The 25,190-nt window shown below is 73.9% G+C and carries 26 protein-coding genes; 19 read left to right on the top strand and 7 right to left on the bottom strand.

Going from position 1 to position 25,190, the window contains the following annotated elements; translation table 11 throughout:
• On the bottom strand, positions 1–615 hold the full coding sequence (locus ACZ6Z8_RS02590) for a C40 family peptidase (RefSeq protein WP_465605582.1): 615 nt from the start codon (positions 613–615) through the stop codon (positions 1–3).
• Between the two features lie 233 nt (positions 616–848).
• Here ACZ6Z8_RS02590 and ACZ6Z8_RS02585 point away from each other — a divergent pair, with 233 nt between their 5' ends.
• Positions 849–1,253 (top strand): RidA family protein, encoded by a 405-nt coding sequence (locus tag ACZ6Z8_RS02585; RefSeq protein ID WP_465605580.1) that lies wholly within the window; start codon positions 849–851, stop codon positions 1,251–1,253.
• A 113-nt stretch (positions 1,254–1,366) separates the two neighbouring features.
• Here the strand turns inward: ACZ6Z8_RS02585 and ACZ6Z8_RS02580 are convergent, their stop codons facing one another.
• Positions 1,367–1,861 carry an SRPBCC family protein gene (locus ACZ6Z8_RS02580; protein WP_465605579.1) on the bottom strand — a complete coding sequence of 165 codons (495 nt, stop codon included), beginning with the start codon at positions 1,859–1,861 and terminating at the stop codon, positions 1,367–1,369.
• Positions 1,858–2,355: an ArsR/SmtB family transcription factor gene (locus ACZ6Z8_RS02575; RefSeq protein ID WP_465605577.1), complete on the bottom strand. Its 498-nt coding sequence runs from the start codon at positions 2,353–2,355 to the stop codon at positions 1,858–1,860. Before ACZ6Z8_RS02575 ends, ACZ6Z8_RS02580 begins: the two co-directional genes overlap by 4 nt.
• 363 nt (positions 2,356–2,718) lie before the next feature.
• Here ACZ6Z8_RS02575 and ACZ6Z8_RS02570 point away from each other — a divergent pair, with 363 nt between their 5' ends.
• From ACZ6Z8_RS02570 to ACZ6Z8_RS02560, 3 genes are all read left to right on the top strand, one after another.
• Entirely contained in the window at positions 2,719–3,384 is a 666-nt protein-coding gene (locus ACZ6Z8_RS02570; protein ID WP_465605575.1) for a ScbR family autoregulator-binding transcription factor, read from the top strand.
• A gap of 466 nt (positions 3,385–3,850) precedes the next feature.
• Positions 3,851–5,962 (top strand): NAD-dependent DNA ligase LigA, encoded by a 2,112-nt coding sequence (gene ligA / locus ACZ6Z8_RS02565; protein WP_465605573.1) that lies wholly within the window; start codon positions 3,851–3,853, stop codon positions 5,960–5,962.
• A gap of 344 nt (positions 5,963–6,306) precedes the next feature.
• The gene (locus ACZ6Z8_RS02560) at positions 6,307–7,098 is read left to right on the top strand and encodes a putative protein N(5)-glutamine methyltransferase (protein ID WP_465605571.1); all 792 of its coding nucleotides are present in this window, start codon (positions 6,307–6,309) and stop codon (positions 7,096–7,098) included.
• A 126-nt stretch (positions 7,099–7,224) separates the two neighbouring features.
• On the opposite strand, the gene ACZ6Z8_RS02555 is transcribed toward ACZ6Z8_RS02560, so the two are convergent.
• Together ACZ6Z8_RS02555 and ACZ6Z8_RS02550 are read right to left on the bottom strand one after the other, a co-directional pair.
• Complete coding sequence (locus ACZ6Z8_RS02555) at positions 7,225–7,653, bottom strand: PPOX class F420-dependent oxidoreductase (protein ID WP_465605569.1); 429 nt, start codon at positions 7,651–7,653, stop codon at positions 7,225–7,227.
• Positions 7,654–7,893: 240 nt separating this feature from the next.
• Complete coding sequence (locus ACZ6Z8_RS02550) at positions 7,894–9,291, bottom strand: pyridoxal phosphate-dependent decarboxylase family protein (protein WP_465605567.1); 1,398 nt, start codon at positions 9,289–9,291, stop codon at positions 7,894–7,896.
• 202 nt (positions 9,292–9,493) lie between these two features.
• On the opposite strand from ACZ6Z8_RS02550, the gene ACZ6Z8_RS02545 reads away from it, so the two are divergent.
• The 3 genes from ACZ6Z8_RS02545 (at position 9,494) to ACZ6Z8_RS02535 (ending at position 11,180) form a co-directional block, all read left to right on the top strand.
• Positions 9,494–9,748: a hypothetical protein gene (locus ACZ6Z8_RS02545; RefSeq protein WP_465605566.1), complete on the top strand. Its 255-nt coding sequence runs from the start codon at positions 9,494–9,496 to the stop codon at positions 9,746–9,748.
• Positions 9,749–9,997: 249 nt separating this feature from the next.
• Positions 9,998–10,816 (top strand): 2OG-Fe dioxygenase family protein, encoded by an 819-nt coding sequence (locus ACZ6Z8_RS02540; RefSeq protein ID WP_465605564.1) that lies wholly within the window; start codon positions 9,998–10,000, stop codon positions 10,814–10,816.
• Positions 10,817–10,880: 64 nt separating this feature from the next.
• Entirely contained in the window at positions 10,881–11,180 is a 300-nt protein-coding gene (locus tag ACZ6Z8_RS02535) for a hypothetical protein (protein ID WP_465605562.1), read from the top strand.
• Positions 11,181–11,202: 22 nt separating this feature from the next.
• On the opposite strand, the gene ACZ6Z8_RS02530 is transcribed toward ACZ6Z8_RS02535, so the two are convergent.
• Positions 11,203–12,468, bottom strand: a complete 1,266-nt coding sequence (locus ACZ6Z8_RS02530) for an MFS transporter (RefSeq protein WP_465605560.1) — start codon at positions 12,466–12,468, stop codon at positions 11,203–11,205.
• A gap of 31 nt (positions 12,469–12,499) precedes the next feature.
• The gene (locus tag ACZ6Z8_RS02525; protein ID WP_465605558.1) at positions 12,500–13,093 is read right to left on the bottom strand and encodes a helix-turn-helix domain-containing protein; all 594 of its coding nucleotides are present in this window, start codon (positions 13,091–13,093) and stop codon (positions 12,500–12,502) included.
• Positions 13,094–13,358: 265 nt separating this feature from the next.
• Between ACZ6Z8_RS02525 and ACZ6Z8_RS02520 the strand changes: the two genes are divergently transcribed.
• The 12 genes from ACZ6Z8_RS02520 (at position 13,359) to ACZ6Z8_RS02465 (ending at position 25,181) form a co-directional block, all read left to right on the top strand.
• Complete coding sequence (locus tag ACZ6Z8_RS02520; RefSeq protein ID WP_465605556.1) at positions 13,359–15,644, top strand: catalase; 2,286 nt, start codon at positions 13,359–13,361, stop codon at positions 15,642–15,644.
• Between the two features lie 176 nt (positions 15,645–15,820).
• Positions 15,821–16,192 (top strand): low affinity iron permease family protein, encoded by a 372-nt coding sequence (locus tag ACZ6Z8_RS02515; RefSeq protein WP_465605554.1) that lies wholly within the window; start codon positions 15,821–15,823, stop codon positions 16,190–16,192.
• Positions 16,193–16,398: 206 nt separating this feature from the next.
• The gene (locus ACZ6Z8_RS02510; RefSeq protein ID WP_465605552.1) at positions 16,399–17,016 is read left to right on the top strand and encodes a hypothetical protein; all 618 of its coding nucleotides are present in this window, start codon (positions 16,399–16,401) and stop codon (positions 17,014–17,016) included.
• Between the two features lie 291 nt (positions 17,017–17,307).
• Positions 17,308–17,886: a TetR/AcrR family transcriptional regulator gene (locus ACZ6Z8_RS02505; RefSeq protein ID WP_465605550.1), complete on the top strand. Its 579-nt coding sequence runs from the start codon at positions 17,308–17,310 to the stop codon at positions 17,884–17,886.
• 83 nt (positions 17,887–17,969) lie between these two features.
• A complete protein-coding gene (locus ACZ6Z8_RS02500; protein ID WP_465605548.1) occupies positions 17,970–19,190 on the top strand; it encodes an MFS transporter in 1,221 nt (406 codons plus the stop codon).
• Between the two features lie 36 nt (positions 19,191–19,226).
• Positions 19,227–20,153: an MBL fold metallo-hydrolase gene (locus ACZ6Z8_RS02495; RefSeq protein ID WP_465605546.1), complete on the top strand. Its 927-nt coding sequence runs from the start codon at positions 19,227–19,229 to the stop codon at positions 20,151–20,153.
• 136 nt (positions 20,154–20,289) lie between these two features.
• Complete coding sequence (locus tag ACZ6Z8_RS02490) at positions 20,290–20,499, top strand: hypothetical protein (RefSeq protein WP_465605544.1); 210 nt, start codon at positions 20,290–20,292, stop codon at positions 20,497–20,499.
• Entirely contained in the window at positions 20,486–21,877 is a 1,392-nt protein-coding gene (locus ACZ6Z8_RS02485; RefSeq protein WP_465605542.1) for an amidase, read from the top strand. The genes ACZ6Z8_RS02490 and ACZ6Z8_RS02485 overlap by 14 nt, the downstream gene beginning before the upstream one ends.
• Before the next feature lie 65 nt (positions 21,878–21,942).
• Positions 21,943–22,503 carry a DUF2165 domain-containing protein gene (locus ACZ6Z8_RS02480; RefSeq protein ID WP_465605540.1) on the top strand — a complete coding sequence of 187 codons (561 nt, stop codon included), beginning with the start codon at positions 21,943–21,945 and terminating at the stop codon, positions 22,501–22,503.
• Between the two features lie 87 nt (positions 22,504–22,590).
• Complete coding sequence (locus ACZ6Z8_RS02475; protein ID WP_465605538.1) at positions 22,591–22,941, top strand: hypothetical protein; 351 nt, start codon at positions 22,591–22,593, stop codon at positions 22,939–22,941.
• 58 nt (positions 22,942–22,999) lie between these two features.
• Positions 23,000–24,220 carry a PP2C family protein-serine/threonine phosphatase gene (locus tag ACZ6Z8_RS02470; RefSeq protein ID WP_465605536.1) on the top strand — a complete coding sequence of 407 codons (1,221 nt, stop codon included), beginning with the start codon at positions 23,000–23,002 and terminating at the stop codon, positions 24,218–24,220.
• A gap of 586 nt (positions 24,221–24,806) precedes the next feature.
• On the top strand, positions 24,807–25,181 hold the full coding sequence (locus tag ACZ6Z8_RS02465) for an aggregation-promoting factor C-terminal-like domain-containing protein (protein WP_465605534.1): 375 nt from the start codon (positions 24,807–24,809) through the stop codon (positions 25,179–25,181).
• Positions 25,182–25,190 lie beyond the last annotated feature (9 nt).

The following is a 25,190-nucleotide window of genomic DNA, read 5'->3' as shown; positions in this document are numbered from 1 at the left end:
TCAGGCGGTCGGCGGCGCCGGGCGGCGGGCGCCCGCGAACTCGCCCGCCCAGCGCGGGAGGTCGAGCGCCTTCTCCACCTGCGTGACCAGCGTGCCGGTGCGCTCGGCGTGGATCATCGCGCCGTCGCCCGCGTAGATGCCGACGTGGTGCAGCGGCGCGTCGGGGCGGGAGAAGAACAGCAGGTCGCCGGGGGCGAGGGCGTCGCGCTCGACCGGCGCGCCGCGGTTGAACTGGGCGACGGTGTAGTGGCCGAGCTCGACGGTCCCGTGGCTGGCGCGGTACCAGCAGTAGAGGGACAGGCCGCTGCAGTCGAAGCCGACCGTGCTCTCGCCCAGGCACACGCCGTTGAGGTAGCCGTTGTCCTGGTCGCAGAAGCCGAGGCCCGGCCCCAGTCGGTCACCGCCACCCCAGGCGTACGGGACGCCGATCTGCGCGGCGGCGACGGCGGCGACCCGCCGGCCCAGCGCGGCGGCGGTCTCGGACGGGGCCGCGGCGTCGGCGGGTTGGGCCGCGGGGCCGAGGGCCGGGACGAGGCTCGCGCCGAGCGCGAGGCCGAGTACGCGGCGGCGTCCGACTCCGGAGGCCTGGTCGTGGCCGGGCGGTTGGTGCTCCATCGGTCGGCTCCCGGGGGCTGTCGGCGGCGTCGGCCGCGGTGCGGGTCGCCCTGGTGGCGTGGGCGGGAACCAGGATCGCGGTCCGGCGGCTCGGTCCGCCATCACCCGCACAGGTGAATCACGCGAACACGGGCCTTGGCGGGGCCGGGAGTTCACCGTAAATCGGTTTGACGCTCGTTCGTGAGGGGCCAACGATGAGCGCGAACGTTCGGTCACAATCCTTGGAGGGCCTTATGAGCAACGCCGTCAAGCTGGTCCGCAGCGCCCGTCTGACCCCGGCCGTCGACTACGCCTACGCCGCGGTCGTCGACGCCCCGGCCCGCTCGCTCTGGCTCGCCGGGGCCTGCCCGTTGGACGAGGAGGGGCGTACGGTCGCCGTCGGCGACTACGAGGGCCAGACGCATCAGGTGATGCGCAATCTGATAACCGTGCTGGAGGACGCGGGCGCGGGGCTCACGGACATCGCCCGGACCACCGTGTACGTGGCCTCCAGCGATCAGGCGGACCTGGTGAAGGTGTGGAACGTGTACCGGGAGTACCTGGGGGAGCACGACGCCCCCAGTACCCTGCTCGGCGTCACCGTGCTCGGCTACAGCGACCAGCTGGTGGAGGTGGAGGCGGTGGCCGTGCTGCCGTGACGGCGGTGGTGGGCCCGATGTTCCGATGCCGACGCCGTGCGGGCGGCAGCGGTTCGGGCCGCAGCGGTGCGGACGGCTGCGGTTCGGACGGCTGGGGTGCGGGCGACTGCCGTTCAGGAGGATGTGCCGGCCAGCAGGGCGTCGAGCTTCCGGTAGCCCTCGACCACGCCGTGCTCCATGCCGCTGGCCAGGATCGCGTCCCGGGCCGCCAGGCTGTCGACCACCGACAGCACGGTGACGCGGGTGCGGCCCTCGCCGACGGGTTCGAAGACGGCGGTGTCCAGCGAGACGCCGTCCGGCACGCCCTCGAAGGTGAAGGTCTGGACGAGCCGGGTGGCCGGGCGGACTTCGTGGAAGGAGCCGTAGAAGGCGGCGACCTCCTGGCCGTCACGGTGCATGGAGTAGCGGTAGTGGCCGCCGGTGCGGCCGTCCCAGTCGTCGATCTTCATGTCGAGGTCGTCGGGGCCGAGCCACTGGGCGACCAGCTGGGGTTCGATCCAGGCCCGGAACACCCGCTCCTGCGGGGCGTCGAACTCGCGGACGATCCGGATGGTGGGCAGCGTCGGGTCCGCTTCGATCCGGGTCTCGTGGGCGGGGTTGGCGGTCATGACGGGGCTCCTTCGGCGGGTTCGGGGGCGGGGTTGTGGTCGGCGTGTGGTTCGGGTTCGGGTTCCAGTCGGTCGCGGTGGGACCGGGTGCCGGCATCCGTCGGACCGGGCGGGTCCGGGGCCGGACGGCGGTCCGGGGCAGCGGGTGTGTCGGTGTCCGGGTCGGGGTCGCTGTCGCCCATGGCCGCGAGCACGGCGTCCAGGCGGCTGAAGCGTGCCTCGGCCTGGCGGCGGTAGCGCTCGATCCAGCTCGTCATCAAGTCGAACACCTGCGGCTCCAGGTGGCACGGTCGCCGTTGGGCGTCCCGGCTGCGACTGACCAGCCCGGCCTCCTCCAGCACCTTGAGGTGTTTGGAAACGGCCTGCATGGACATCGCGTAGGACTCCGCCAGTTCGCCGACGGTCGCGTCCCGGACGGAGAGCCGGGCGACGATGTCGCGCCGGGTCGGATCGGCCAGGGCGACGAACGCCCGGGAGAGCTGGTCGACGGCCACCGCACACACCTCTGTTCATCCTCAACCACTTGGTTGAGAACAACGGTACTCCGGCTGCGCCACGTATTCAACCGATTGGTTGTGGACTCCCTTGGGCAGTGCCTGCCGACAAGAAACCGATCGTTCGGTTTGCTTTCGTCGGTCGCGGCGGGAGGGTACTCGTCGGCGGACCGTCCAGGAAATCCGGCTTCCGGGTGCTCCTAGCCCAGGGGTGACGGCCCGTTGGGGCTCGCACAGAGGGGGTGGCGGCTGAGGGAGCAATGGAGTTGATGATCCGACATCGTCTTGTCGCGCGTGAACGGCCCGTAGCTAAGATGCGGGGTGTTTGGTTTTGTTTCCGGAGCTCAGGGCGGGGTGGTTGCGGTGGTACGGCAGGAACGGGCGCTCCGGACGCGTCGGCTCATCCTGGAGGCCGCGGCGTCGGTCTTCGACGAGTTCGGGTACGAGGGCGCCACCATCGGGGAGGTGGTCTCCCGGGCGGGCGTGACGCGCGGTGCCGTGTACTTCCATTTCGCCTCGAAGCGTGATCTCGCGCAAGGTGTCGTCGAGGAGCAGTTCGTCCAGGACGGCGTGCCGGAACGCAACTGCAAACTCCAGGAGTTCGTGGACACCGGGATGGTGGTCGCGCACCTGATGCCGCGTAACCCGCTACTCAGTGCCGGCGCCCGGCTCTCGCTCGGCCACGACGCGTTCGACGACTTCGGCGGTGGGGCGATCCCCGGCTGGATCAGCCGGATGGAAGCGCTGCTGGCCGCCGCCGGCGAGCGTGGCGAGTTGCTGCCGCACGTCGTCCCGGCCGACACCGCGTGGCTGATCACCGCTGCCTGGACGGGTGTTCAGGTCCAGTCGCACAAGCTCTGCGGCCGGGCCGACCTGGAGCAGCGGGTGTCCGGCCTGTTCCAGCACCTGATGCCGAGCGTCGCGGTGCCCGGCGTGCTGGGCTCGCTGCAGATGGGGCCGGACCGCGGCGCCCGGGTGGCCGCAGAGGTCGCGGCGGCCCGAGTGGCGGACGAAGTCGGCGTGGGCTGACCGCGCCGGCCCGAAGCGGCTCGGGCGCGGCCGGAAGTGCCCCTGGTCGGTGCCGGGTTGAGCGGCTTGCGGTCTCCCGCTCGTGGGACAAGACCGGGGCCCGGAAACAAGGCTGATCGGTTTGTTTTGTGCCGACAAACCGCGCGCTCCATCGGGCGTGGTGATCCGGACGGCCCTCACCGCGGACGCGACGGCCGCACGTGGCAGGCGGCAACCGGTCCGGCCCAGCAGCCGCCCGGCACCTTCGTGGGGCAGGCGGGGGCTTCCACGGCCGCCGGGCCGACGCCGTACCGGATTTGCTGCCCGGCGCCCACCGGGCCGGCGAGTGTTGACTCGTCCCGCCGGGCGCCTCCGGGCGGGTGCCGCGCCAGGCCGACAACGCCGCAGCCGGCCCGCCCGGGCCCACCCGGTGTGCGCCCATCCTGCGGACAGGTCGAATGTCAGTGCGGCTCGCCATGATGGCGGTATGAAGGACGCAGCCACCACGGCCACCCCCGCCGCTCTCGCCTCTCCGGAGGCCTACGCCGACGCCGTCGCCACCGCCGTACGGGCCGCCGCGGCGTACTACGCCGACGGCTCGACCACGCTGGGGGACGACGAGTACGACGCCCTGGTCCGGGCGGTCGAGGCGTACGAGCGTGAGCACCCCGACCAGGTGCTGCCCGAGTCGCCCACCGGCAAGGTGGCCGGCGGCGCGGCCGTGGGCGACGTCCCGCACAGCACGCCGATGCTCTCGCTCGACAACGTCTTCTCCGCCGAGGAGCTGGAGTCCTGGGCCGCAGGGCTGGAGCGCAGGCTCGGCCGGCCGGTCGCCGCCTGGTGCGTCGAACCCAAGCTGGACGGCCTCGCGGTCGCCGCCCGCTACCGGAAGGGCCGCCTGCACCAGGTGCTCACCCGGGGCGACGGCCTGGCCGGGGAGGACATCACCCACGCGGCCGACGCCGTGCTGGGCCTGCCCGCCCGGCTCGCCGAGCCGCTCGACGTCGAACTGCGCGGCGAGGTGCTGCTCACCCACGAGCAGTTCGATCAGGCCAACGCCGTGCGCACAGCCCACGGCGCCACCCCCTTCGCCCACCCGCGCAGCGGCGCCGCCGGCACCCTGCGCGCCAAGGACCGCCCCTACCGGGTCGAGCTGACCTTCTTCGGCTACGACGCCCACGGCCTGCCCGGCCTCGGCCACGCCGAACTGCTCACCCGCCTCGCCGAACTCGGCGCCAACACCGCCGCCAGCACCCAGGCCGCGCCGCTCCGCTGCGCCACCCTCGCCGAGGCCGAGCGGCGGATCGAGGAGATCGCCGCCCTGCGCGCCGCCCTGCCGTTCGGGATAGACGGGGTCGTGGTCAAGGCGGACGCGGTCGCCGACCAGGAGGCGGCGGGCTCCGGCTCCCGGGCGCCGCGCTGGGCGGTGGCCCGCAAGCTCCAGGCCCAGCACAAGGTCACCCGACTGCTCGGGGTGGAGTGGAACGTCGGCCGCACCGGCATCATCGCGCCCCGCGCGGTGCTCGACCCGGTGGTGATCGACGGCGTCACCGTCACCTACGCGACACTGCACAACCCCGCCGACATCGAGCGCCGCGGGCTGATGATCGGCGACCAGGTCTTCGTCTACCGCGCCGGGGACGTCATCCCGCGGGTCGAGGCGCCGCTGGTGGACGAGCGCACCGGCGCCGAGCAGCCGATCACCTTCCCCGAGGTCTGCCCGCGCTGCGGCGACGCCATCGACCGCGCCGAGCAGCGCTGGCGCTGCGTGCGCGGCCGGGGCTGCCAGGCCGTCGCCGCGGTGATCTACGCGGCCGGGCGCGACCAGCTCGACATCGAGGGCCTCGGCGGCACCCGGGCCGTCCAACTGGTCGAGGCCGGACTGGTCGCTGACCTCGCCGACCTGTTCACCCTGACCAAGGAGCAGCTGCTCACCCTGGAGCGGATGGGCGACACCAGCGCCGACAAGCTGCTCGCCGCCATCGAGACCGCCCGCACCCGCCCGCTGAACCGGGTCTTCTGCGCGCTCGGCATCCGGGGCACCGGACGGACGATGTCGCGCCGGATCGCCGCCCACTTCGGCAGCATGGCCGCGATCCGGGCCGCCGACGCCGTGGCGCTGGCCGGCGTGGACGGCATCGGGGTGGAGAAGGCGGCCGTGATCGTCGCCGAACTCGCCGAGGTGGCGGGCCTGTTGGACCGTCTGGTGGAGCAGGGCGTGGGGACGCAGGTGTCCGAGCCGGTCGTCGCGGCGGCTGCGGCCGGCCTGGCTGCGGCCGTCTCGGGCGAGGGCGTCACCGGGGAAGCCGTCACGGGCGAAGGCGTGGCGGTCGGCGGCGCGGCGGCCGGTCCGCTGGCGGGGCAGAGCGTGGTGGTCACCGGCAGCATGACCGGCGCCCTGGCCGAACTCTCCCGCAACGAGATGAACGAGCTGATCGAGCGCGCGGGCGGCAAGGCCTCCTCCTCGGTGTCCAAGCGCACCAGCCTGCTGGTCGCGGGCGAGAAGGCGGGCTCCAAGCGCGCCAAGGCGGAGGAGCTCGGGGTGGCGATCAGCACCCCGGAGGAGTTCGCCGTGCTGGTGGCCGACTTCCTCGGCTGAGCCAGCCGCCGAGCCCGCGGCCGGAGCGCCTCGGCCCCGGTGTCCTGACCGGGAGCCCGGGCCGGGGCAAGGAGGTTGATCGCACGGGGGGTGATCGCACGCGGGGGTTGATCGCATGCGGTGTTTGATCGCGGGCGGGGCGGGTGCGGTAGGGTACCGACGCTGAACACGACCGCGAGCCAGGGAGGTGAGACCCATTACCGGTATGTCCGAGCGGGTGCTCCCGGAGCGCGGCCGTGCGGGCGCACCGCGCGCGTAGCGCGGGTGCACCGACGCGGCGTCGGCCCTGGCGGGAGCCCTGACGGAGTCCTCCGTTCTCCTCCCGTCGTCCCCAAGGGGTCCCCTTGCCCGTCTTCTCCTCCGCCGCTCTCCGTTCCTCGGTCGTCTCCCAACTGCGCTCCGCCGGTTGCGTGTTCGCTGAGGACGAGGCGCGCATCCTGCTCACCGCCGCCACCACGACCGCCGAGCTCGCCGGAATGGTCCGCGCCCGCGCCCAGGGGCGGCCGCTCGAACACGTCGTCGGCTGGGCCGAGTTCGCCGGTCTGCGGATCGCCGTCGACCCGGGCGTGTTCGTCCCACGTCGGCGCAGCGAGTTCCTGGCCGCCGAGGCCGCCAGGCTCGCCGGACCCGGCGCGGTGGTGGTCGACCTGTGCTGCGGCAGCGGCGCACTCGGGGCCGCCGTCGCGGCCACGGCCGGTCACCCCGTCGAGCTGTACGCGGCCGACCTGGACCCGGTGGCCGTCCGCTGTGCCCGCCGCAATCTGGCCGGGACGGGCGCCGGGGTCTTCGAGGGTGATCTGTTCGCCGCCCTGCCCGACGCGCTGCTCGGCCGGGTGGAGGTGCTGATCGCCAACGTCCCGTACGTGCCGACCGGCGACATCGAACTGCTGCCGCCCGAAGCGCGGTTGCACGAGGCGCGGCCCGCGCTGGACGGTGGGCCGGACGGGCTGGACGTGCTGCGCCGGGTGGCCGCGGCGGCGCCCCGGTGGCTGGCGGCCGGTGGGGCGCTGCTGTTCGAGACCAGCGAGCGGCAGGCGGACGGCGCGCTGGCGGTGGCGCGGGCGGCCGGTCTGACGGCGGGGGTGAGCCGCGCGGAGGAGCTGGACGCCACCGTCGTCACGGCGACCCTGGGCTGACCGGCGACGGATCCCGCAGGGCGGTCCGTCCGCCGCTCCGGCCACCGGAACCCCGTGCCGGTGGCCGGACGGCCGGAGGAGCGGACGGCCGGGCGAGCGGACGGCCGGAGGAGGCCCGACGAGCGGTCAGATCCTTGCGCCGTACACGTGGTCGACCGGGATGGTGAGCAGCACCCGACGGTCGGCGACCATCGTCTCGCGGTACTCCGCCCAGTCCGGGTGCTCCCCGGCGGCCCGGCGGTAGTAGTCCACCAGCGCGTCGACCTCGGGTCCGTGCGGGTCGGTGCCCGGGCCGGTGAGGGTGGCGACACCCTCGGCGGTGGCCCAGGACCGACCGTCCGGCCCGGTCACCTCCAGGCTGACCCGCGGGTCCCGGCGCAGGTTGGCGGTCTTTGCCAGCCCCTCCCGGGTGGAGATCAGGATGACGTTCGCCTCGCGGTCGTAGAAGGGCATGATCGGGGAGAGCTGGGGCCGTCCGTCCGCCTTGATGGTGGCGAGGATGCCGAGGCGGCTCTGCGCGAGCAGGGCGTGAGGATCGTGAGCAGTGGTGGTCATGCGGGCCATCATCGGGCTTCACACCGGTGTGAAGGTCAAGACCCGGCAGGCGTGTCGCACCCGTTGACCCCGAAGGGCGGGGGTCCGGGGAACCGCCCGTGGCGGCGGCCGCCCGGGGCCAGGGTTTGGAGACGACGGAGTGTGACGATCCGTCACCGAGTGCTGATCCGAAGCGAAGGAGTACCGCACGACGGCCGCTGACCCCCGCCTCCCGCCGCTGCCCGCCGCCCGCCGCGCGGGTCAGGCGGTCCCGAGCTTGTGGACGGCCACGGCGAGCGCCTCGGCCGTCCGCCGCACGTCCGCCTCCGTGGTGCGCCAGTTGCTGAACGCGGCGCGCAGGGCAGGCAGGCCGGCGTAGCGGGTGGGGGTGAGGAAGGCCTCGTCGGAGATCTCGGCGGCGAGGGCGGCGAGGCGCTCGGGCGTCGGGTCCTCGGCGAGGGTGAAGCACACCACGTTGAGGCGTACCGGGGCGAGCAGTCGCAGGCCCTCGATCGCGCCGATCGCCTCGCCGAGCGCGTGGGCGCCGGTGGTGCAGCGCTCCACGATCTCGCGGTGGCCGGCCCGGCCGTAGGCGCGCAGGGTGAACCAGGCGGCCAGGGCGCGGAGCCGGTGCGAGTTCTCCGGGGTGAGGTGCACGAGGTCGGGGTGCTCGCCGATCGGGCCGAGGTAGGCGGCGGCGTTCTGGAAGACCCGGGCCTGGAGGTCGCGGCGGCGGGTGAACTGCACGGCGCTGTCGTAGGGCACGTTGAGCCACTTGTGCAGGTCCACGCAGACCGAGTCGGCCCGGTCCAGCCCGGCGACCAGCTCCGCGTGCTCCGGGGAGAGGGCCGCGAAGGCGCCGAAGGCCGCGTCGACGTGCAGCCAGAAGTCGTACCGTTCGCGGAGCGCGGCGATCGCGCGCAGGTCGTCGAAGTCGACGGTGTTCACGGTGCCCGCGTTGGCGACCACGATGCACGGGCCGTCGGCCTCGGCGAGGGCCCGCTCCAGCGCCGCCACGTCCACGGCCTCCCGGCCGGGCAGGGCGGGGACGGCGGTCAGCGCGGTACGGCCGAGGCCCAGTACGGACAGCGCCTTGGACACGCTGGAGTGCGCACTGCCCGACAGCACCCGCACCCGCCCCAGCGCGGCGACCCCGTCCTCGGCCACGTCCACCCCGAGCCGCTCGCCCAGCCACTCCCGGGCGATCGCCAGCCCCACGGTGTTGGACATGGTGGCGCCGCTGACGAAGGTGCCGCTGTGCGCGGGGGAGAGCCCGAAGAGTTCGCGCAGCCAGCCGACCGTCTCCCGCTCCAGATGCTGACCGGCCGGGTCCAGCGAGGAGTTGGAGTTCTGGTCGGCGGTGGCGGTGAGCCAGTCGCCGACCAGCGCGGCCGGGGTCGCCCCGCCCGTCACGAACCCGAAGTAGCGCGGCCCGGCACTGGCCGACAGCCGCGGCTCCCAGCGCTCGCCGAACTCGGCCAGGGCCGCCCGCAGGCCCCCGCCGTCCTCGTGCAGCGGCCCCGCCGGCGTCGGCCGGTCGGCCTGCGGCGGGATCACCGGCCGCTCGTCGAGTCCGGCGAGGAAGCCGACCGCCCGCTGCCGCGCCTCCTCCAGGAGGGCGGGCAGTTGGTCGAGGTCGGCGGCGAGGTCGGGGTGCATGCGGGTTCTCCGTTGATCGGTTGTCAGGCCGAGGGTAGCGACGCACGGAGACCTTGTCGCGGGCCAATCCGCGGCCGGTGGCCTGGCGTGCGCCCGGGGTGGGGCCCGCTCGCGGGTGGTAGCGGTGCGTGAGGATTCCCCGGCCGCGGTTGGGGAACGCGCGATGCGACCGAAGGAACCGGTACGGGACGAGGAGGCAACGGTGAACGACATCGCGCAGGGAGGCGCCGGAGGTGTTCCGCTGCACCACGGCTCCGACCAGGACGGCCGCGACGATCCCCGCGCTCCGGGGACGAACGGCCGGGGCGACGACGGACCGGGCGGGGCCGGTGCGTCCGGGCAGGCCCCCGAGGACCCGGTCGAGGACCAGGGGGACGCGACCACCGCAGAGCCGGGCCGGGCGCGCCGGCTCGGACCCGACGAGTTGGAGGAGACGGACGGATCGGAGGAGGCGTGATCCGCTCGTCGGACGCCTTACGGAGGCCTGACGGCCGTGGCCGGGTACCCCGGCCACGGCCAGGCCGTCGGACGACCGGCGCCGCGCCGGGTGCCGCGAAGTGCGCCGCGTCCGGTCCGCACCGGGAGGGTTTGGCCCGTTCTCGCGGCGGTAGACGCGTGCCCGGGGCGGCTTCGAGCACCGGACCGCACCGGCCGCTCCGTGCCGAGACGAGAACCGTCCGGTCGACTTCGGGAGGACCCTGTGATCGTGCCCCGTGTCATGGCCCGGCCGTCCGCGGCCCCGGCGGCGGAACGGGACGGGCGAGTACGTCGTGACGGCTACGCCCGGTTGAGCGCCGCCGATCTCGGTATCGACACCGAGGCGCTGGCGGCGGACTTCGTCGGCCTCGCGGACGCCTACCGCGACCTGCCCCCGGACCCGTACGCACGGCGGACCAACCGGTTCCGCCGCTACTCCCACGCCGTCCACCTGCCGTGGACCGGGGAGCTGTCCTACATCCCGGGCGCTCCCGACGACGAGTTCGGCACCGCCACCGAGTACTGGCAGGACGAGCACAACCCCGAGTACCCGCGGATGCGCCGTCGGCTGCCCGACATCCCGCCAGCCCTGCACCGCAACCGCCTGCTGGACGCCCTGATCCGGGCCGATCTCGATCACGCCCTGTGGCTGGATGACCTGCACCGCGTCCCCGTCTACGTGGGCGTCCACCTGATCGCGCTCGCCGTGCGGGACCGCGAGCAGGTCGCGGTGTCCTCGCCGAACTGCCTGCACCAGGACGGGGGTTCGCCGGCGACGTTCACCTTCGCCCACCTCGTCGGGCGGCGCAACGTCGAGGGCGGCGAGAACGTCATCGCCACTCCGGAGAGCGCCGGTCGGCAACCCGATGACCTGCCCCCCGGGGCCGTTCACGACCGGTTCTTCCTGACCGAGCCCCTGGACGGCTACGGAGTGCACGACCGGCGGGTGAGCCACTACGTCGGCCCGGTCCGTCTCGGTGACGAGGAGGGCGACGGCCGGCGCGAGATCCTCATCGTCGGCATCGCCCCGTACGAACCCGGGCTGTAGCCGGGACGAGGACTGGTCCAGCGCGCAGAACGACGGCTCGGCGATCCTGGTCGCCGAACAGGGCGTGGCCGTACGGCGGTTCGGCTACGTCCCGGGCGAGGAGACCGCGCATCTGGAGCTGGGTGCGCCGCTGCCCTACGAGCAGCGGCGGCGTGCCGAACTGGGGCTGCCTCCGCTGGGGTCGGGCCACGTGGACTCCGAGGAGCAGGCCGACGAGTGGGTGTGGGAGCTGTTCGAACTGGCACCCCGCCTGGCCGGGGAGCTGAGCCTCGACCCCGGTTCGATCGGACCGGACACACCGGTCCGGGGCGCCGGCGTGCTGGCCCTCACGGAGTACGGGCGCCGACCGGGCGCGGCGCGGTGACCGGAACCGTCGGCGAGGACGCTCAGCGCACGCGCCGGGGCAGTTCGGCCTGCCGGACCGGGCGGCAGGCCAGGGCGTGGGCGGCGCCGAGGCAGGAGAGGCCGCCGCAGGCGAGGAAGACCGGGGCGGTGCCCCAGGCGCCGATGGCGGCGCCGACCGCCGGGTAGCTCAGCGGGGCGATGCCGACCATGGTGAGCATCACGACGGAGGTGACCCGGCCGAGGTAGGCGGGGTCGGCGGTGGTCTGGACGAGGGCGCCGTCCAGGCTGCCGAAGACGCCCGCGCTCAGGCCGACGAACGCGGCGAGCACGGCGGCCGACCAGAGGGTGGGGGCCACGCCGATGGCGGCCGCGCCGAGGCTGCCGAGCAGCAGGGTGACGGCCATGGTGAGGCCCGCCCGGGGCAGTCGGCCGGCGACGGCGAGCAAGGTCGCGCCGGCGGCGGCGCCCGCGCCGAAGCAGGCGACGATCAGGCCGAGGCCGGACGGCCCCCAGCCGCGTTCGGCGTTGAGGAGCACCATGCCGACGTTGAGGGTGCCGACGAGACCGAGTTCGCAGACGGCGCCGACCAGGACCAGCGGTCCGAGCAGGCGGTGGCGCCGGATGTAGCGCAGGCCGTCGAGCAGCTCGGCGCGGGCGGTGCCGCAGCCGCCGGGCGCGGCCCCGCCGTCGGGCGGGTCCAGCGGCCGGATCCGCACGGACAGCAGCAGGGGCAGCGACAGGGCGAACAGCCCGCCCGCGACGGTGAAGGCGACGGCCGGCCCGCCGAGGCCCATGGCCAGGCCGCCGATCGGCGGGCCCGCCACCTGGCCGAGGCGCATCGCGAGCGAGCGCAGACCGGTGACCCGGGCCAGCTGGTCGGCGCCGGTGATCCGGGGCGGCAGGGCGCCGACGGCCGGGACGAACAGGGCGTCGACCGCGCCGAAGACCAGGGCGACCGCGACCAGCAGCCACAGAGCGGGCGTGGTCAGGGCGACGGCGGCGGCGACGGCGAGGATGAGCAGGCAGCGCAGCGCGTCGCTGCCGAGGATCACCCGCCGCGGGTCGAGGCGGTCGGCGACCACCCCACCGCCCAGCATCAGCACCGCCCGGGGCAGCGCACCGGCGGCCATCACCAGGCCGACCTCGGTCGGGCCGACGGCCTTCTGGGCCGACCAGCCGAGGGCGAGGAAGTAGACGGTGTCGCCGACCAGCGAGGCGGTGTAGGCGGCGAGCCAGCGCAGCACGTTGGCGTCGCGGTGCGCGGGCAGGGCGGGGCGTATGGACCGCGGTGTCACCGACGTGGCCATGGCGGCGGGCTCCTGTGGATCGGCGGATGCGTCAGGGGCGGAACGGGAAGCCGTACAGGTGGACGGACACGTGCTCGCGGTTCGCGCTGTCACCGGCCGCCTTGGCGGCTTTGCCGCGCTCCCGCCAGCGGCGGCCCAGGGCCTGCAACTCGTCGTTCAGTTCGGCGAGTTCGGCGGCGGTGAGATCGAGCAGCCACTCGGAGGTGAAGGCCGCGTCCGTCCACTCCCGGCCCCAGGCGGCGCCCTGGTCCAGGTAGGTGCGGACCTGGGCGGCGCGGCTGTCCAGCAGGCCGCGGGTGACGGCGCCGACCGCCGCCGCGCCCTCGGGCGTACCGGTGAGGTCCGACTCGCGGAAGCCCCAGCCCTGCTCGGAGGCGACCTGCCACCACCGCTCCCGCCCGTCGGTGCTCTGGCCGGTCGCCTCGACGACGAAGTCGAGCTCGGCCAGCTTGCGCAGGTGGTAGCTGACCAGGGACGGCGCCTGGTCGACCTGCTCGGCGAGCTGCGAGGCGGTGGCGGTGCCGGCCGCGTAGAGCAGGCGGTAGAGCTGCATCCGCAGGGGGTTGGTGAACGCCTTGAGGCGGGAGAGATCGGTGATCAGCTCCGGCTCGGGGATTTCGGGCATGCCTCCAATCGTAGACAGGAAAGGAAAGTTGCGCAATGAAAACTGCGCAATAAATCTTTCGGACTTCGGACTTCGGAGTTCGGACCTGGCCACGGCCTCGGGCGAGCCGCCGGGCGGCACCGCCGGTGTGGGCCGGTGCTCCGCCCGGGTGCCGCCGGTCGCGGGAACACGCCGGGCGCCCGGGGCCGGATCCGGGCGAACCGTTTGTCCGGACGGGGCCGGGGTTACCCGAGGAGGGCAGCCCCGAGAACGAGGAGTCCATCGCATGCAAGAGCCCGGCCCGCTGAAGAAGATCGCCGACAAGGTCGTGGACGTCGTCCAGAACGCGGCCTCCGGGGAGCGTCCGGAGATCCCCGGAGCGCCCGGCGCGGCCTCGCCGAGCGTCGCGGAGCCCGTCGAGCCGAACGGTCCGCTGCCTCCCAAGCCCGACCAGGCCGCGCCCCGGCCGGTCACCGCGACCGGCCGTGACACGGGCGCCGGAGCGACCGTCCGCTCCCAGAACGGCCAGTTCCTGACCAACGCGCAGGGCGCCCGACTGCCCGACAGCGACCACTCCCTCAAGGCCGGCCCCCGCGGCCCGGTGCTGCTGCAGGACCACCACCTGCGCGAGAAGATCACCCACTTCGACCACGAGCGCATTCCCGAGCGCGTCGTCCACGCCCGGGGCGCGGCCGCGCACGGCGTCTTCCGCGGGTACGGGACGGCCGGAGCCGTCTGCAAGGCCGCGTTCCTCGCCGAGGACGTCGAGACGCCGGTGTTCGTGCGCTTCTCCACGGTGCTCGGCTCGCGCGGCTCCGCGGACACCGTCCGGGACACCCGCGGCTTCGCGACGAAGTTCTACACCTCCGAGGGCGTGTTCGACCTGGTCGGGAACAACATCCCGGTGTTCTTCATCCAGGACGCGATCAAGTTCCCCGACGTCGTCCACGCGGCCAAGCCCCACCCGGACCGGGAGATCCCGCAGGCCCAGTCCGCGCACGACACCTTCTGGGACTTCGTCACCCTCCACACCGAAGCCACCCACCACACCCTGTGGAACATGTCCGACCGGGGCATCCCGCGCTCCTTCCGCACCATGGAGGGCTTCGGCATCCACACCTTCCGCCTGGTCAACGCGGACGGCGCGAGCACCCTCGTCAAGTGGCACTGGAAGCCCAAGCTCGGCGTGCACTCCATGGTCTGGGAGGAGGCCCAGCTGGTCGCCGGGGCGGACCCGGACTTCCACCGCCGGGACCTCGCGGACGCGATCGAGGCCGGGGCCTTCCCCCAGTGGGAGCTGGGCATCCAGACCTTCCCCGACACCCCCGAGCAGACCTTCGAGGGCATCGACCTCCTCGACCCGACCAAGATCGTGCCGGAGGAGCTCGCACCGGTGCGCCCGGTCGGGCTGCTCACCCTCAACGCCAATCCCACCAACTTCTTCGCCGAGACCGAGCAGGTCGCGTTCCACCCGGGGCATCTGGTGCCGGGGATCGACATCACCGACGACCCGCTGCTGTCGGGGCGCCTGTTCTCCTACCTCGACACCCAGATCACCCGGCTGGGCGGCCCGAACTTCGCCCAGATCCCGATCAACCGCACCCACGCCCCCGTCAACGACATGCTGCGCGACGGGTTCCACCAGCACGCCGTCCACTCCGGCGTCGCGCCCTACAAGCCGAACTCGCTCGACGGCGGCTGCCCGTTCTTCGCCGGGGCCGGAGAGCACGCCTTCATCGAGTACCCGACGCCGGTGGCCGCCGCCGCCAAGGTGCGCGAGGCACCGGCGTCGTTCGCGGACCACTTCAGCCAGCCGCGCCTGTTCTGGGCGAGCATGAGCCCGGTGGAGCGCGAGCACATCATCGCCGCGTACACCTTCGAACTCGGCAAGTGCTACGAGCAGGCCGTCAAGGAGCGCGGCCTCCAGGTGCTGGCCCGGATCGACGCCGACCTGTGCGCCCAGGTGGCCGCCGGCCTCGGCCTGCCCGTGCCCGAGCCCACCGAGCCGCCCGCACCGGTGCAGCCCAGTCCCGCCCTCTCCCAGCTCGGCCGGACCTGGCCGGTGGACGGGCGGGTCGTGGGCCTGGTCGCCGGGAACGACCACGGAGCGCTGGCCACCGTGCGCCGGGCCGTGCTCTCGGCCGGCCTGGTCCCCCTGGTGATCGCCGGCGTCGGGGGCGAGCTGCGGACGGGTGGCGACGGCGAGCCCCTCGCCGTGCAGCGGACGTTCGACACCGCCCGCTCGGTGGAGTTCGACGCGGTCGTGCTGGTCGGCGCCCCGGTCCCGGCCCGGGGCGCGAACCCCGCCCGCGACGCCAAGGCGGGCACCCCGCAGCCGGACTCCTCCGGCATCGACCCCCGGCTGGTGCTCATGCTCACCGAGGCCTACCGCCACTCCAAGCCCCTCGTCGCCGTGGCGGGCGGGCAGAGCGCGCTGCAGGCCGCGGGCATCGCCACCAACGCCCCCGGCGTCCTCGCGGGCCTCGGACCGGACGAGGCAGTGCGACCGCTCATCGAGCTGCTCGCCGGCCACCGGGTGTGGGACCGCTTCCCGCCGTCCTCCGACCTGTAGGCCTGCCGGCACGGCCGTCCGGCGCGGTGCCGGTCGCGCGCCCGACCGGGTGGCGAGGTGGGGCTCGTCGGCTCAGCGCCGCGTGCGAACAGCAGGCCGGGCGGTGACGCTGGCGAAAGCCGGCCGTACATCCGACGCCGGATCGGCCGGGCCGCAGACCGGGAGGACACGGGACCATGGCTCTCCGTCATCCGTCCGAGCGCAGCCGTGACGGGCGGGGCCGGTTCGAACGGTTCGCGGAAGCCGCCTCGAACCTCACCAGTTCCCCGCTCTTCTACCTCTTCTCCGTGCTCCTGGTGCTCGCCTTCGCGGCCGTCCACGCGGCAGGACTGTCCCTGGAGTGGCAGATCCTGGTCGGGGACATCATGACCGCGCTCAACCTGCTGCTCCTGACCCTGCTGAAGAACGCCGAACGCCGCGCGGAGCACGCCGTCCAGCGCAAGCTGGACGCGATCGCCACCGGTCTGCTGCGGCAGATCGACGGGCGTGACCCGGGCGATGCCCGCACGGCGCTCGAAGAGGCCATCGGCATGGAGGAGGAGGTCTGAGCCGACCTGCCGTCCCGCACCGGGCCCCGGCCGTGGCCGCGCCCGGGCCGGGATCGGGTGCGGGTCGTCCGGTCGCGGCGTCTGCGGACCGGGTGAATACGCCCGGGGCCGCGCAAGGTCCGGAGCCCGGGCGCCGATGGTTGAAGAGCAGGTCCGGACCGCTGGTGGTTCGGCCGACGACACGGAGGCGGATTCTGATGGCTCGGTTGCTACACACTCGTCCCGCGGCCACCGGCGCCCACCGGCGTACGGCGCTGGTGGCGGCCGTGCTCGGGTGCGCGGTTCTGGTGGCCGCCGGCTGCTCGTCCTCCTCCCCGTCCCCGTCCGGCTCCTCGGCGACGGCGAGTCCGCGCCAGCCGGAGGCGAGCTCCTTCTCCGGGGAGCTTCCTTCGGCGCTCGCATCGGCGAAGGCGTCGGTGCTGGAGTCGGTGTCGGCCGCCGCGGCCTCCGCGTCGGCCGCGGCGGCCTCGTTCGAGGCTTCCGTCTCGGCGCAGATCGCCGCCGGACGCGACGAATCCAAGGCCGTACTGGACAAGACGCAGGGCGCGGGGAACGCGATCTCGGACGTCACGATCACGGGACTGCCGAAGGCACAGGCGGCGGGCTTCAACGCGGCGCTGGTGACGGTGCTCAACAGCACCTCTGCCAAGGCCTCGTACGCGATCAAGGTGGAGTTCTCGGACCAGAGCGGGAAGGTCGTCGACACGACCTACTTGAACGTCAAGGACCTCGCGGCGGGTGCGACCGCCACGCCCACGGCATTCAGCTCGCTCGACCGGGACCAGGCCCTCGTTCCGCGGGTGGTCCAGGCCCAGCGGTACTGACCCCGACCGCCCGGGTGGCCGGCTCCGCCGGTCCGGGCGTCCTGGTCGACCGTGCCCCCGTCCGCAGCCGCGGACGGGGGCACGCGGGCTCAGCCCGCCGCTCGGGGCCCTGTTCGGTGAAGACCGCCCGGGCAGCTCGGATGATCTTCTCCGCGTTGCGGGCGGCGGCGTCGGCGCGCAGCAGCCGGGGGAGTCGGCGGCCATCCCGGCAGTCTCTCCGAGCGCCGCTGCGGCGGCGCCGATCAGTACCGCGCCCGGCGGTACGCAACTTCTTCGCCTTAAGCTGGTGTCATGAGTTCGCGACCGACCACCCGCCCCGGCGGGCGCAGCGCCCGTGTCCAGCAGTCCGTGCACCAGGCCGTCCGTGATCTGGAGGCGGAGGTGGGCCGGGACGCGCTCACCGTGCCGCTGATCGCCGCCCGCGCGGGGGTGACGCCGTCCACCGTCTACCGGCGCTGGGGGGACCTGCGGGAACTGCTGTCCGACGTGGCCGTGGAGCGGCTGCGCCCCGACGTGCCGCCGGCCGACCAGGGCAGCCTTCGGGCGGACCTGGAGGCGTGGGCCGTGCAGTTCGCCGAGGAGATGGGCTCGACGGCCGGGCGCACGTACATCCGCGACGCCCTGCTGGGCGACCCGGAGCAGGGCAACGCGGTCCGCTGCTCCGACTACGCCGCCGAGCAGTTGAAGGCCATCGGCGTGCGCGCGGCCGGGCGCGGGGAGGCGGTGCCCGACGTGGAAACCCTGCTGGACGTCGTCGTCGCCCCTCTGATGTACCGGATCCTGTTCCGTCCCTCGGACCTGTCCGCGGCCTACACCGACGGCCTGGTCGCGGCGGCGCTCGGCCGCATCGCACCACCTCGCATCGCCTAAAAGCTAAATATTTGCGTTCCGGCTGGGCGCGGGCCTAGAGTGCTTAATGCAAAGTATTCGCCTTAAGGCTCTGAGGTGCTTCCATGACCAGCGTCACGGCCTTGCCATCCCGCTCCCGCCGCCCGCCCCTGCTGAGCCGCCGCGGCGCCTTCCGGCTCCATGCCTCGATCCTGGTCGGCCTGCTGGCCGCCTCCAGTGCGCCGACCCCGCTCTACGCGATCTACCAGGCCGCCTGGCACTTCTCGGCCATGACGCTGACCGTCGTGTTCAGCGCCTACGCGCTCGCCCTGCTGGTGGCACTGCTGACCGCGGGCACGCTCTCGGACCACCTCGGCCGGCGCCCGGTCCTCGCTGGAGCGCTGCTGGCCGAAGCCGTCACGATGGCCCTCTTCGCCACCGCCCAGGGGGTGCCGGCGCTGATCGCCGCCCGGATCCTGCAGGGCCTGGCCACCGGCGTGGCCACCAGCGCCGCCGGAGCCGCCCTGCTCGACTTCGAGGACCCCGACCGCCCGGGCCGGGCAACGGCCGCCAACGGCGTCACCCCCGTGGCCGGCATGGCGATCGGCGTGCTGGCCGCCACCGCCCTTGTGCAGTACGCCCCCGCCCCCACCCGCACCGTCTACCTACTGCTGCTCCTGCTCTTCACCGCGCAGGCCGCCGCCGTCCTGCACACTCCCGAGACCTCCCGCCTCAACTCCGGTGTCTGGCGCTCACTGCGTCCCGCGATCACCGTCGCCCCCGCCTCCCGGCCGGCCATGGCGCTCGCCGCGCCCGGCATCGTCGCTGTCTGGGCACTGGGCGGCTTCTACTCCTCCCTCGGCCCCTCGCTCGCCCGGCTCATCGCCCCGCACGCCGACCGCGCGACCGGCGGCCTGGTCTTCTTCACCCTGACGGCCGCGGCCGGCCTCGCCGGCCTCGCCGCCCGCGCGCTGCCCGCCCGTACCGTGAGCCTCGCCGGCAGCGCGCTTCTGATCCCGGGGGGCCTGCTGACCCTGAGCGGCCTGTACCTGCACAGCCTGCCCGCGCTGTTCGTCGGCACCGCCTCGGCGGGCGCGGGCTTCGGCGCGGTCACCCAGGGGGCCCTGCGCCTGCTGCTGCCTCCGGCCGCCCCGGGCGAACGCGCCGGCACGCTCGCCGCCTACTACGTCCTCAGCTACCTGGCCATGAGCATCCCCGCGGTCGTCGCCGGCCTGCTGACCAACCTGTGCGGCCTGGGGACCGCCGTCTCGCTCTACGCGGTGACGGTCATCCTGCTGACCCTGATCGGCCTCGCCCGCGCCCTGCGGCAGCAGCGCACCGCCTGATCGAACCCCAACCCCCCACAACCCAAGGACCTTCCCATGAGCACGCCCCGTCGGACCACCCCCGCCACCAGCACCGGATGGAGCCTCGGCGACATCACCGTACGCCGTGTCGACGAGATCGAACTGCCTCGGCAGACCGGACCCTGGCTGCTGCCGGACGCCACCAAGGAAGTGCTGGACGAGGCGTCGTGGCTGCGCCCGGACTTCGCCGATGCCGACGTCCCCCGTCTGGCGAGCCACAGCTTCGCGGTGGAGACGGGCGGAGTGCGGATCGTCGTGGACACCGGCATCGGAAACGGCAAGACCCGTGCCAACCCGGCGTGGAACGGTCTCGACACCGACTTCCCGGAGCGCCTGGCGGCGGCCGGCTTCCCGCCCGAGTCCGTGGACCTGGTGATCACCACGCACCTGCACACCGACCACGTCGGCTGGAACACGCGCCTCGTCGGCGAGGACTGGGTCCCCACCTTCCCCAACGCCCGCTACCTCACCGGCCGCACCGAATGGGACCACTGGGCCGCCACCGACCTGGACGAGGCCCGCCGCCAGATGTTCCGCGACTCCGTCCACCCCGTCCGCGACGCCGGACAGTACGACCTTGTGGACGTGCCCGAGCAGGGGCACGAGGTGGCGCCGGGCGTCCTCCTGGTCCCTGCCCCGGGCCACACCCCGGGGCAGGTCGCCGTGGAACTGCGCGGCAGCGACCGCCGGGCGCTGATCACCGGCGACAGCATCCACCACCCCGTCCAGCTGTCCCACCCCCACGTGAACAGCTGCGTCGACATCGACGCCGCCCAGGCGGTCCGCACCCGCAGCCGGCTGCTCGACGCCCTGGCGGACACCGACGCGTTGCTCCTGGGCACCCACTTCCCGCGGCCCACGGCCGGCACCGTCCGCCGGGAGCGCGGCCGCTACCGGCTGCTCGCCGAGCCGGGCGCCGAGTTCCCGGCCGGCGCGGCCTGATCACGGGGCTGCTGCCGCCCCTTGCGCCGGCCGCAGAGCGGCCGCGGCGCCCGCAGTCCCCCGAGCAAATCCCTGGCCTTCACGGCCTCGGCCACCCGCCACTCCGACCGAACCCCGACCGAGAAGGAGAACACCCATGTCCACCGTCGAACTCACACCACCGGAGGCCGCCCGCTGGGCCGCCCGCGCCGGACTCGTCCTGCCCGCCGAGCGCCACGCCGCGGTGGCCGCGGTCGCCGACCACATCCACCAGGTCGTCGCCGTCCTGCGCGAACTGGACTTCGCGGACGTCCCGCCGGCCGCCGCCTACCGCGCCGGAGAGGAGAACCACGATGCAGCCGTATGAGCTGTCCCTCGCCGCAGCCGCGGACGCGATCCGGGCCCGGCGACTGTCCCCCGTCGAACTGGTCGACTCCGTCCTCGACCGCATCGGGAACGTGGAACCGCACCTCGGCGCCTACGTCACCGTCACCGCCGAGCGGGCGCGCCGGGCGGCGGCCGAGGCGGAGCACGAGGTGGCCCACGGCCGCTACCGGGGACCGCTGCACGGCATCCCGATGGGGCTCAAGGACCTGATCGACGTCGACGGGATGCCCACCACGGCCAGTTCCCGTGTCCGCGCGGGCCACCGCGCGGGAGCGGACAGCACGGTCGCCGCGCGCCTGGGTGCGGCCGGCGCCGTCCTGCTCGGCAAGACCCACACCCACGAGTTCGCGTTCGGTCTGACCACCCCGCAGACCCGCAACGCCTGGGACCGCACCCGGGTCGCAGGCGGCTCCAGCGGCGGCTCCGCGGTCGCCGTCGCCTCGGGCGCCGCGACCTTCGCCCTGGGCACCGACACCGGCGGGTCGATCCGGGTGCCCGCCGCGCTCAACGGGGTCGTCGGCCTCAAGCCGACCTACGGCCTCGTCCCCCGGCACGGCGTCACCCCCCTCTCCTGGTCCCTGGACCACGTCGGCCCGCTCACCCGCACCGTCGAGGACGCGGGCCTGGTGCTGACCGCACTGGCCGGACACGACGCCCGCGACCCGGCCTCGCTGCTCGTGCCCGCCGCCGACTACCGGCCCGGCCCCGACACCGACCTGACGGGGCTGCGCGTCGGCGTGCCGCGCACCTACTACTTCGACCACGTCCACCCGCGGGTGGAGGCCGCCGTCCGGGACGCCGTCGGGCGGCTGGAAGCCCTGGGCGCGCGGCTCGTCGAGGTCGACATCCCGATGGCCCGCTACGTCCGAGCCACCCAGTGGGGCCTGATGGTGCCGGAGGCCGCCGCCTACCACGAGGGCACCCTGCGGACCGTCCCCGAGCTGTACCAGGAGGACGTCCGCATCCTCCTGGAGGCCGGCGGGCTGATGAGCGCCGGCGACCACATCCGTGCCCAGCGCTCGCGCACGCTCATGCGCGCCGCGTGGGCCCGGATGCTGGCGGAGGTCGACGTGATCGCGGCCCCGAGCGTCCCGATGCCCGCGGTCGGAAGGGACGAGGAGACGGTCACCTGGCCCGACGGCACCGTGGAGGGCGTCTCCGACGCCTACGTGCGCCTGAGCGCCCCGGCCAACATCACCGGGGTGCCCGCCCTGACCGTCCCGGTCGGCCAGGACCCGGCCGGCCTGCCGATCGGCCTGCAACTGCTCGCCCGCCCCCTCGGCGAGCCCGTGCTCCTACGGGTGGGCCACGCCTACGAGTCGACGCAGCCCGCACGGGCCCTGGCCGCAGCGGCCTGAGCAGGGTCGGTGCCGGCCGTCCGAGGCCCAGCGGTCAACTCCCCGCAGCGGCTAGCCTGTTCCGCATGACGACCACCCGCCCCGCGAACCCGGCGCCCGCGAGCCCCGGCGGCCCCACCGTCCGCGACCGCCTGCTCGCGCTCGGCTCCCCGCGCGCGGCGGCGGCCGTGCTCACCGGGACGAACGCGCTCTACCTGCTGCTCGTGGCCTTCGGGAACGTCACCGACTTCGCCACCAACCAGCGGTTCGTCCAGCACGTGCTGGCGATGGACACCACCTTCCGCGACCAGGACCTGATGTGGCGTGCCGTCACGTCCCCCGGGCTGCAGAACGCGGCGTACGTCGCGATCATCGCCTGGGAGGCGCTGAGCGCCCTGGTGCTGACGGCGGGGGCGTTCGCCTGGTGGCTGCGGCCGGCAGTGGCGCGTCGGCTCAGCACCCTCGGCCTGCTGCTGATGCTGCTGCTCTTCGGGGCCGGGTTCATCGGGATCGGCGGGGAGTGGTTCGCGATGTGGCAGTCGAAGGCCTGGAACGGCCTGGACGCGGCGATCCGCAACGTCACCCTGGCGGGACTGGCCCTGCTGGTGGTGAACCTGCCGCAGCGCACCCACGCCCCGGTGGACTGAGCGAACCCGCGCCCCGGCGGACTGTGGGGACCGCGCCTCCGCTGCCCGCGGCGGGTCCGGACGGACTCAGGCCCTAGGGTGGCCGGTATGCCGCTCGTCGACGTGACCTACGCGCCCACCGTGCCCGAGTCCTCCCTGCGCGAACTGGGTTCGGTACTGCCGCATCTGGTGTCCCTGGCGGTGGAGTGCCCCGAGGAACCGTACGACGGCGGTCTGCAGCCCGGGGACGTCGAGATCCGCTTCCGGCCGCTGGGCCCGCTGGACCGCAGCGGGCTGGCGGTGGTGATCGAGATCAAGTCGAAGTGGTTCGCCAGCAGGGCGGCCGACCGGCAGGAACGGGTGGACGCGCTCCACGAGGGCATCCGCGCCGCGACCGGGCTCGTCGACTTCGGCGTCTACCTGTCACTGCCGGTCGCCGCCTGGTCCCAGGGCGACTGACGCCGCCGGACGGACCCACGGGGTAGCGGCCGGAGCGGACATCACGTCCCCTGGAGGAATGGCCGACCCGACACCGCCGCTCAGCCCCGTCGAACAGCTGCTGGAACGGTTCCTCGCCTCGGGGCGCACCCTGGACCCCCGGGACGTTCCGGCCATCGCCCAGCACTACACCCGGGCGCTCGGCATCGGCTCCGGCACCGTCTACCTCGTCGACATCCAACAACACCGGCTCGTCCCCCTCACGGGCGGTCCGGGACTGCCGATCGACGGCACCAGCGCCGGCTGGGCCTTCCGCACCGCCTCCCTGCGCGTCACCGAGGACGACAACGGACTGGTGGCCTGGTTCCCCCTGTCCGACGGCGCCGACCGGCTCGGCGTCCTGTGCCTGAGGACCGACCGCCTGAACCGCGAGGCGCTGCACCGCTGCCGACTGCTCGCCGCACTGCTCGCCATGGTGATCACGTCCAAGCGCGACACCAGCGACAGCTACGCCCTGGGCACCCGCGTGGAGCGCATGAGCCTCCCCGCGGAGATGCTGCGCGCCTTCCTTCCGCCCCGCACCGTCCGCACCGACAGGGTCGTGTCCACCGCCGTCCTGGAGCCCGCCTACGACCTCGGCGGGGACGCCTTCGACCACTCGCTGGCCGCAGGCGTCCTGCACGCCACCGTCCTCGACGCGATGGGCCACGACCTCGCCTCCGGCCTGACCGCCGCCGTCGCCCTCGCCGCCTGCCGCAACGCCCGGCGCAACGGCGCCGACCTGCCCGACCTGGTCGCCACCATCGACGACACCCTCCAGCACTGGCTGCCCGACCGCTTCGCCACCGGCATCATGCTGCGCCTGGACGTGGCCGCCGGGGCACTGGAGTGGATCAACTGCGGCCACCCGCCGCCCCTGCTGATCCGCGACCAGCAGGTCGTCGCGGATGCCCTCGCCCGCGTCTCGGAACCGCCCCTGGGGCTGGGCGCGCTCTCCGATGGTCCCCGCACCGCCCAGACCCTCCGGCTCCAGCCGGGCGACCGGCTGCTCGTCTACACCGACGGCGTCACCGAGGCCAGGGGTGCCGGCGGCGAACTCTTCGGCCTCGAACGCTTCACCGACTTCGTCATCCGGGCCACCGCCGCCGGCGAGGAGGCCCCCGAGGCGTTGCGCCGGCTCATCCACGCGATCCTGGAGCACCAGGACAACCCGCTCTCCGACGATGCCACGATCATGATGATCGAGTGGCAGCCCGCGGCCCCCTCCCCGGTGGACGCCTTCTTCACCGATCCCCCCTGACCTCGGCTGCCACGGTCGTCGACGGCCTCCCCCCTCGTGCCCGCCGGCCGCGGCCGGGGCCCGGAGCCAGGAGGAGGTGGTCTGGGGTGGCATGCGGCGCGCAGCCCGTACAGCAGGCGGTCGGCGCCGGTGGCTCAGCGTGATGGAGGTCGGCCGGTCGGTGAGACTCCCGGGGATCGCGTGGTGAGTGCGCTCACACGCGAATGCGGTGTACGACGACGGATAGTGGTGTCCGGCCCCGCCCTTTCGAGGACTGATCGGGGAGGAGGCGGGGGGCGGCTCGCGCAGATGCAGAGAGGGCTACCGGCCGGCCACCCGCTCGATCTGCTGCCCCGCCGTCGAATCGGCGCCAGGGTCTCCGGCTACGACGGGGGATCGTGCTGAGGGGGTCTTGGCGGCCGCGGATCCGGTCTGGCAGGTTTGCATTCGTCGTCGGCCGCACCGGCTCCTGTCCCGCCGGATGCGGCTAACCGCCGAGTCACGCCCCGCGACCGTTCGGCCCCTGTCCGGCCACGGTCGAGGCGGGGCGTGACACCGGCCCAACCCGATTGAGGTCTTGCTCTACATGCCCGCTTTCAAGCTCCGTATGCGTACCTCTGCCGCGATTCTTGCCGGCGCCGCCGGTGTGACCGCCCTGGGTGCCGCCGTGGTCCCCACCATGGCCTCGGCCGCGGACGCCTCCCCGCAGGCCGTCGCCGCCCAGATCGTCCCGGCGAACCAGCTGGCCTCGTTCAGCCAGATCATCTCGCACGAGTCCGGCTGGAACGTGACGGCGACCAACCCGAGCTCGGGCTCCTACGGGCTGGGCCAGGCGCTGCCGGCCTCCAAGATGGCCTCGGCCGGCGCGGACTGGAAGACCAACCCGGCCACCCAGATCAAGTGGGCGCTGGACTACATGAACACCCGCTACGGCAGCCCGAACGCCGCCTGGGCGTTCTGGCAGACCCACCACTGGTACTGAGCCGACCAC

It is taken from the genome of Kitasatospora sp. NPDC101108 (assembly GCF_055584725.1).
Note: the sequence above shows the minus strand (reverse complement) of the source record. Positions and strands in the feature narration are given on the sequence as shown.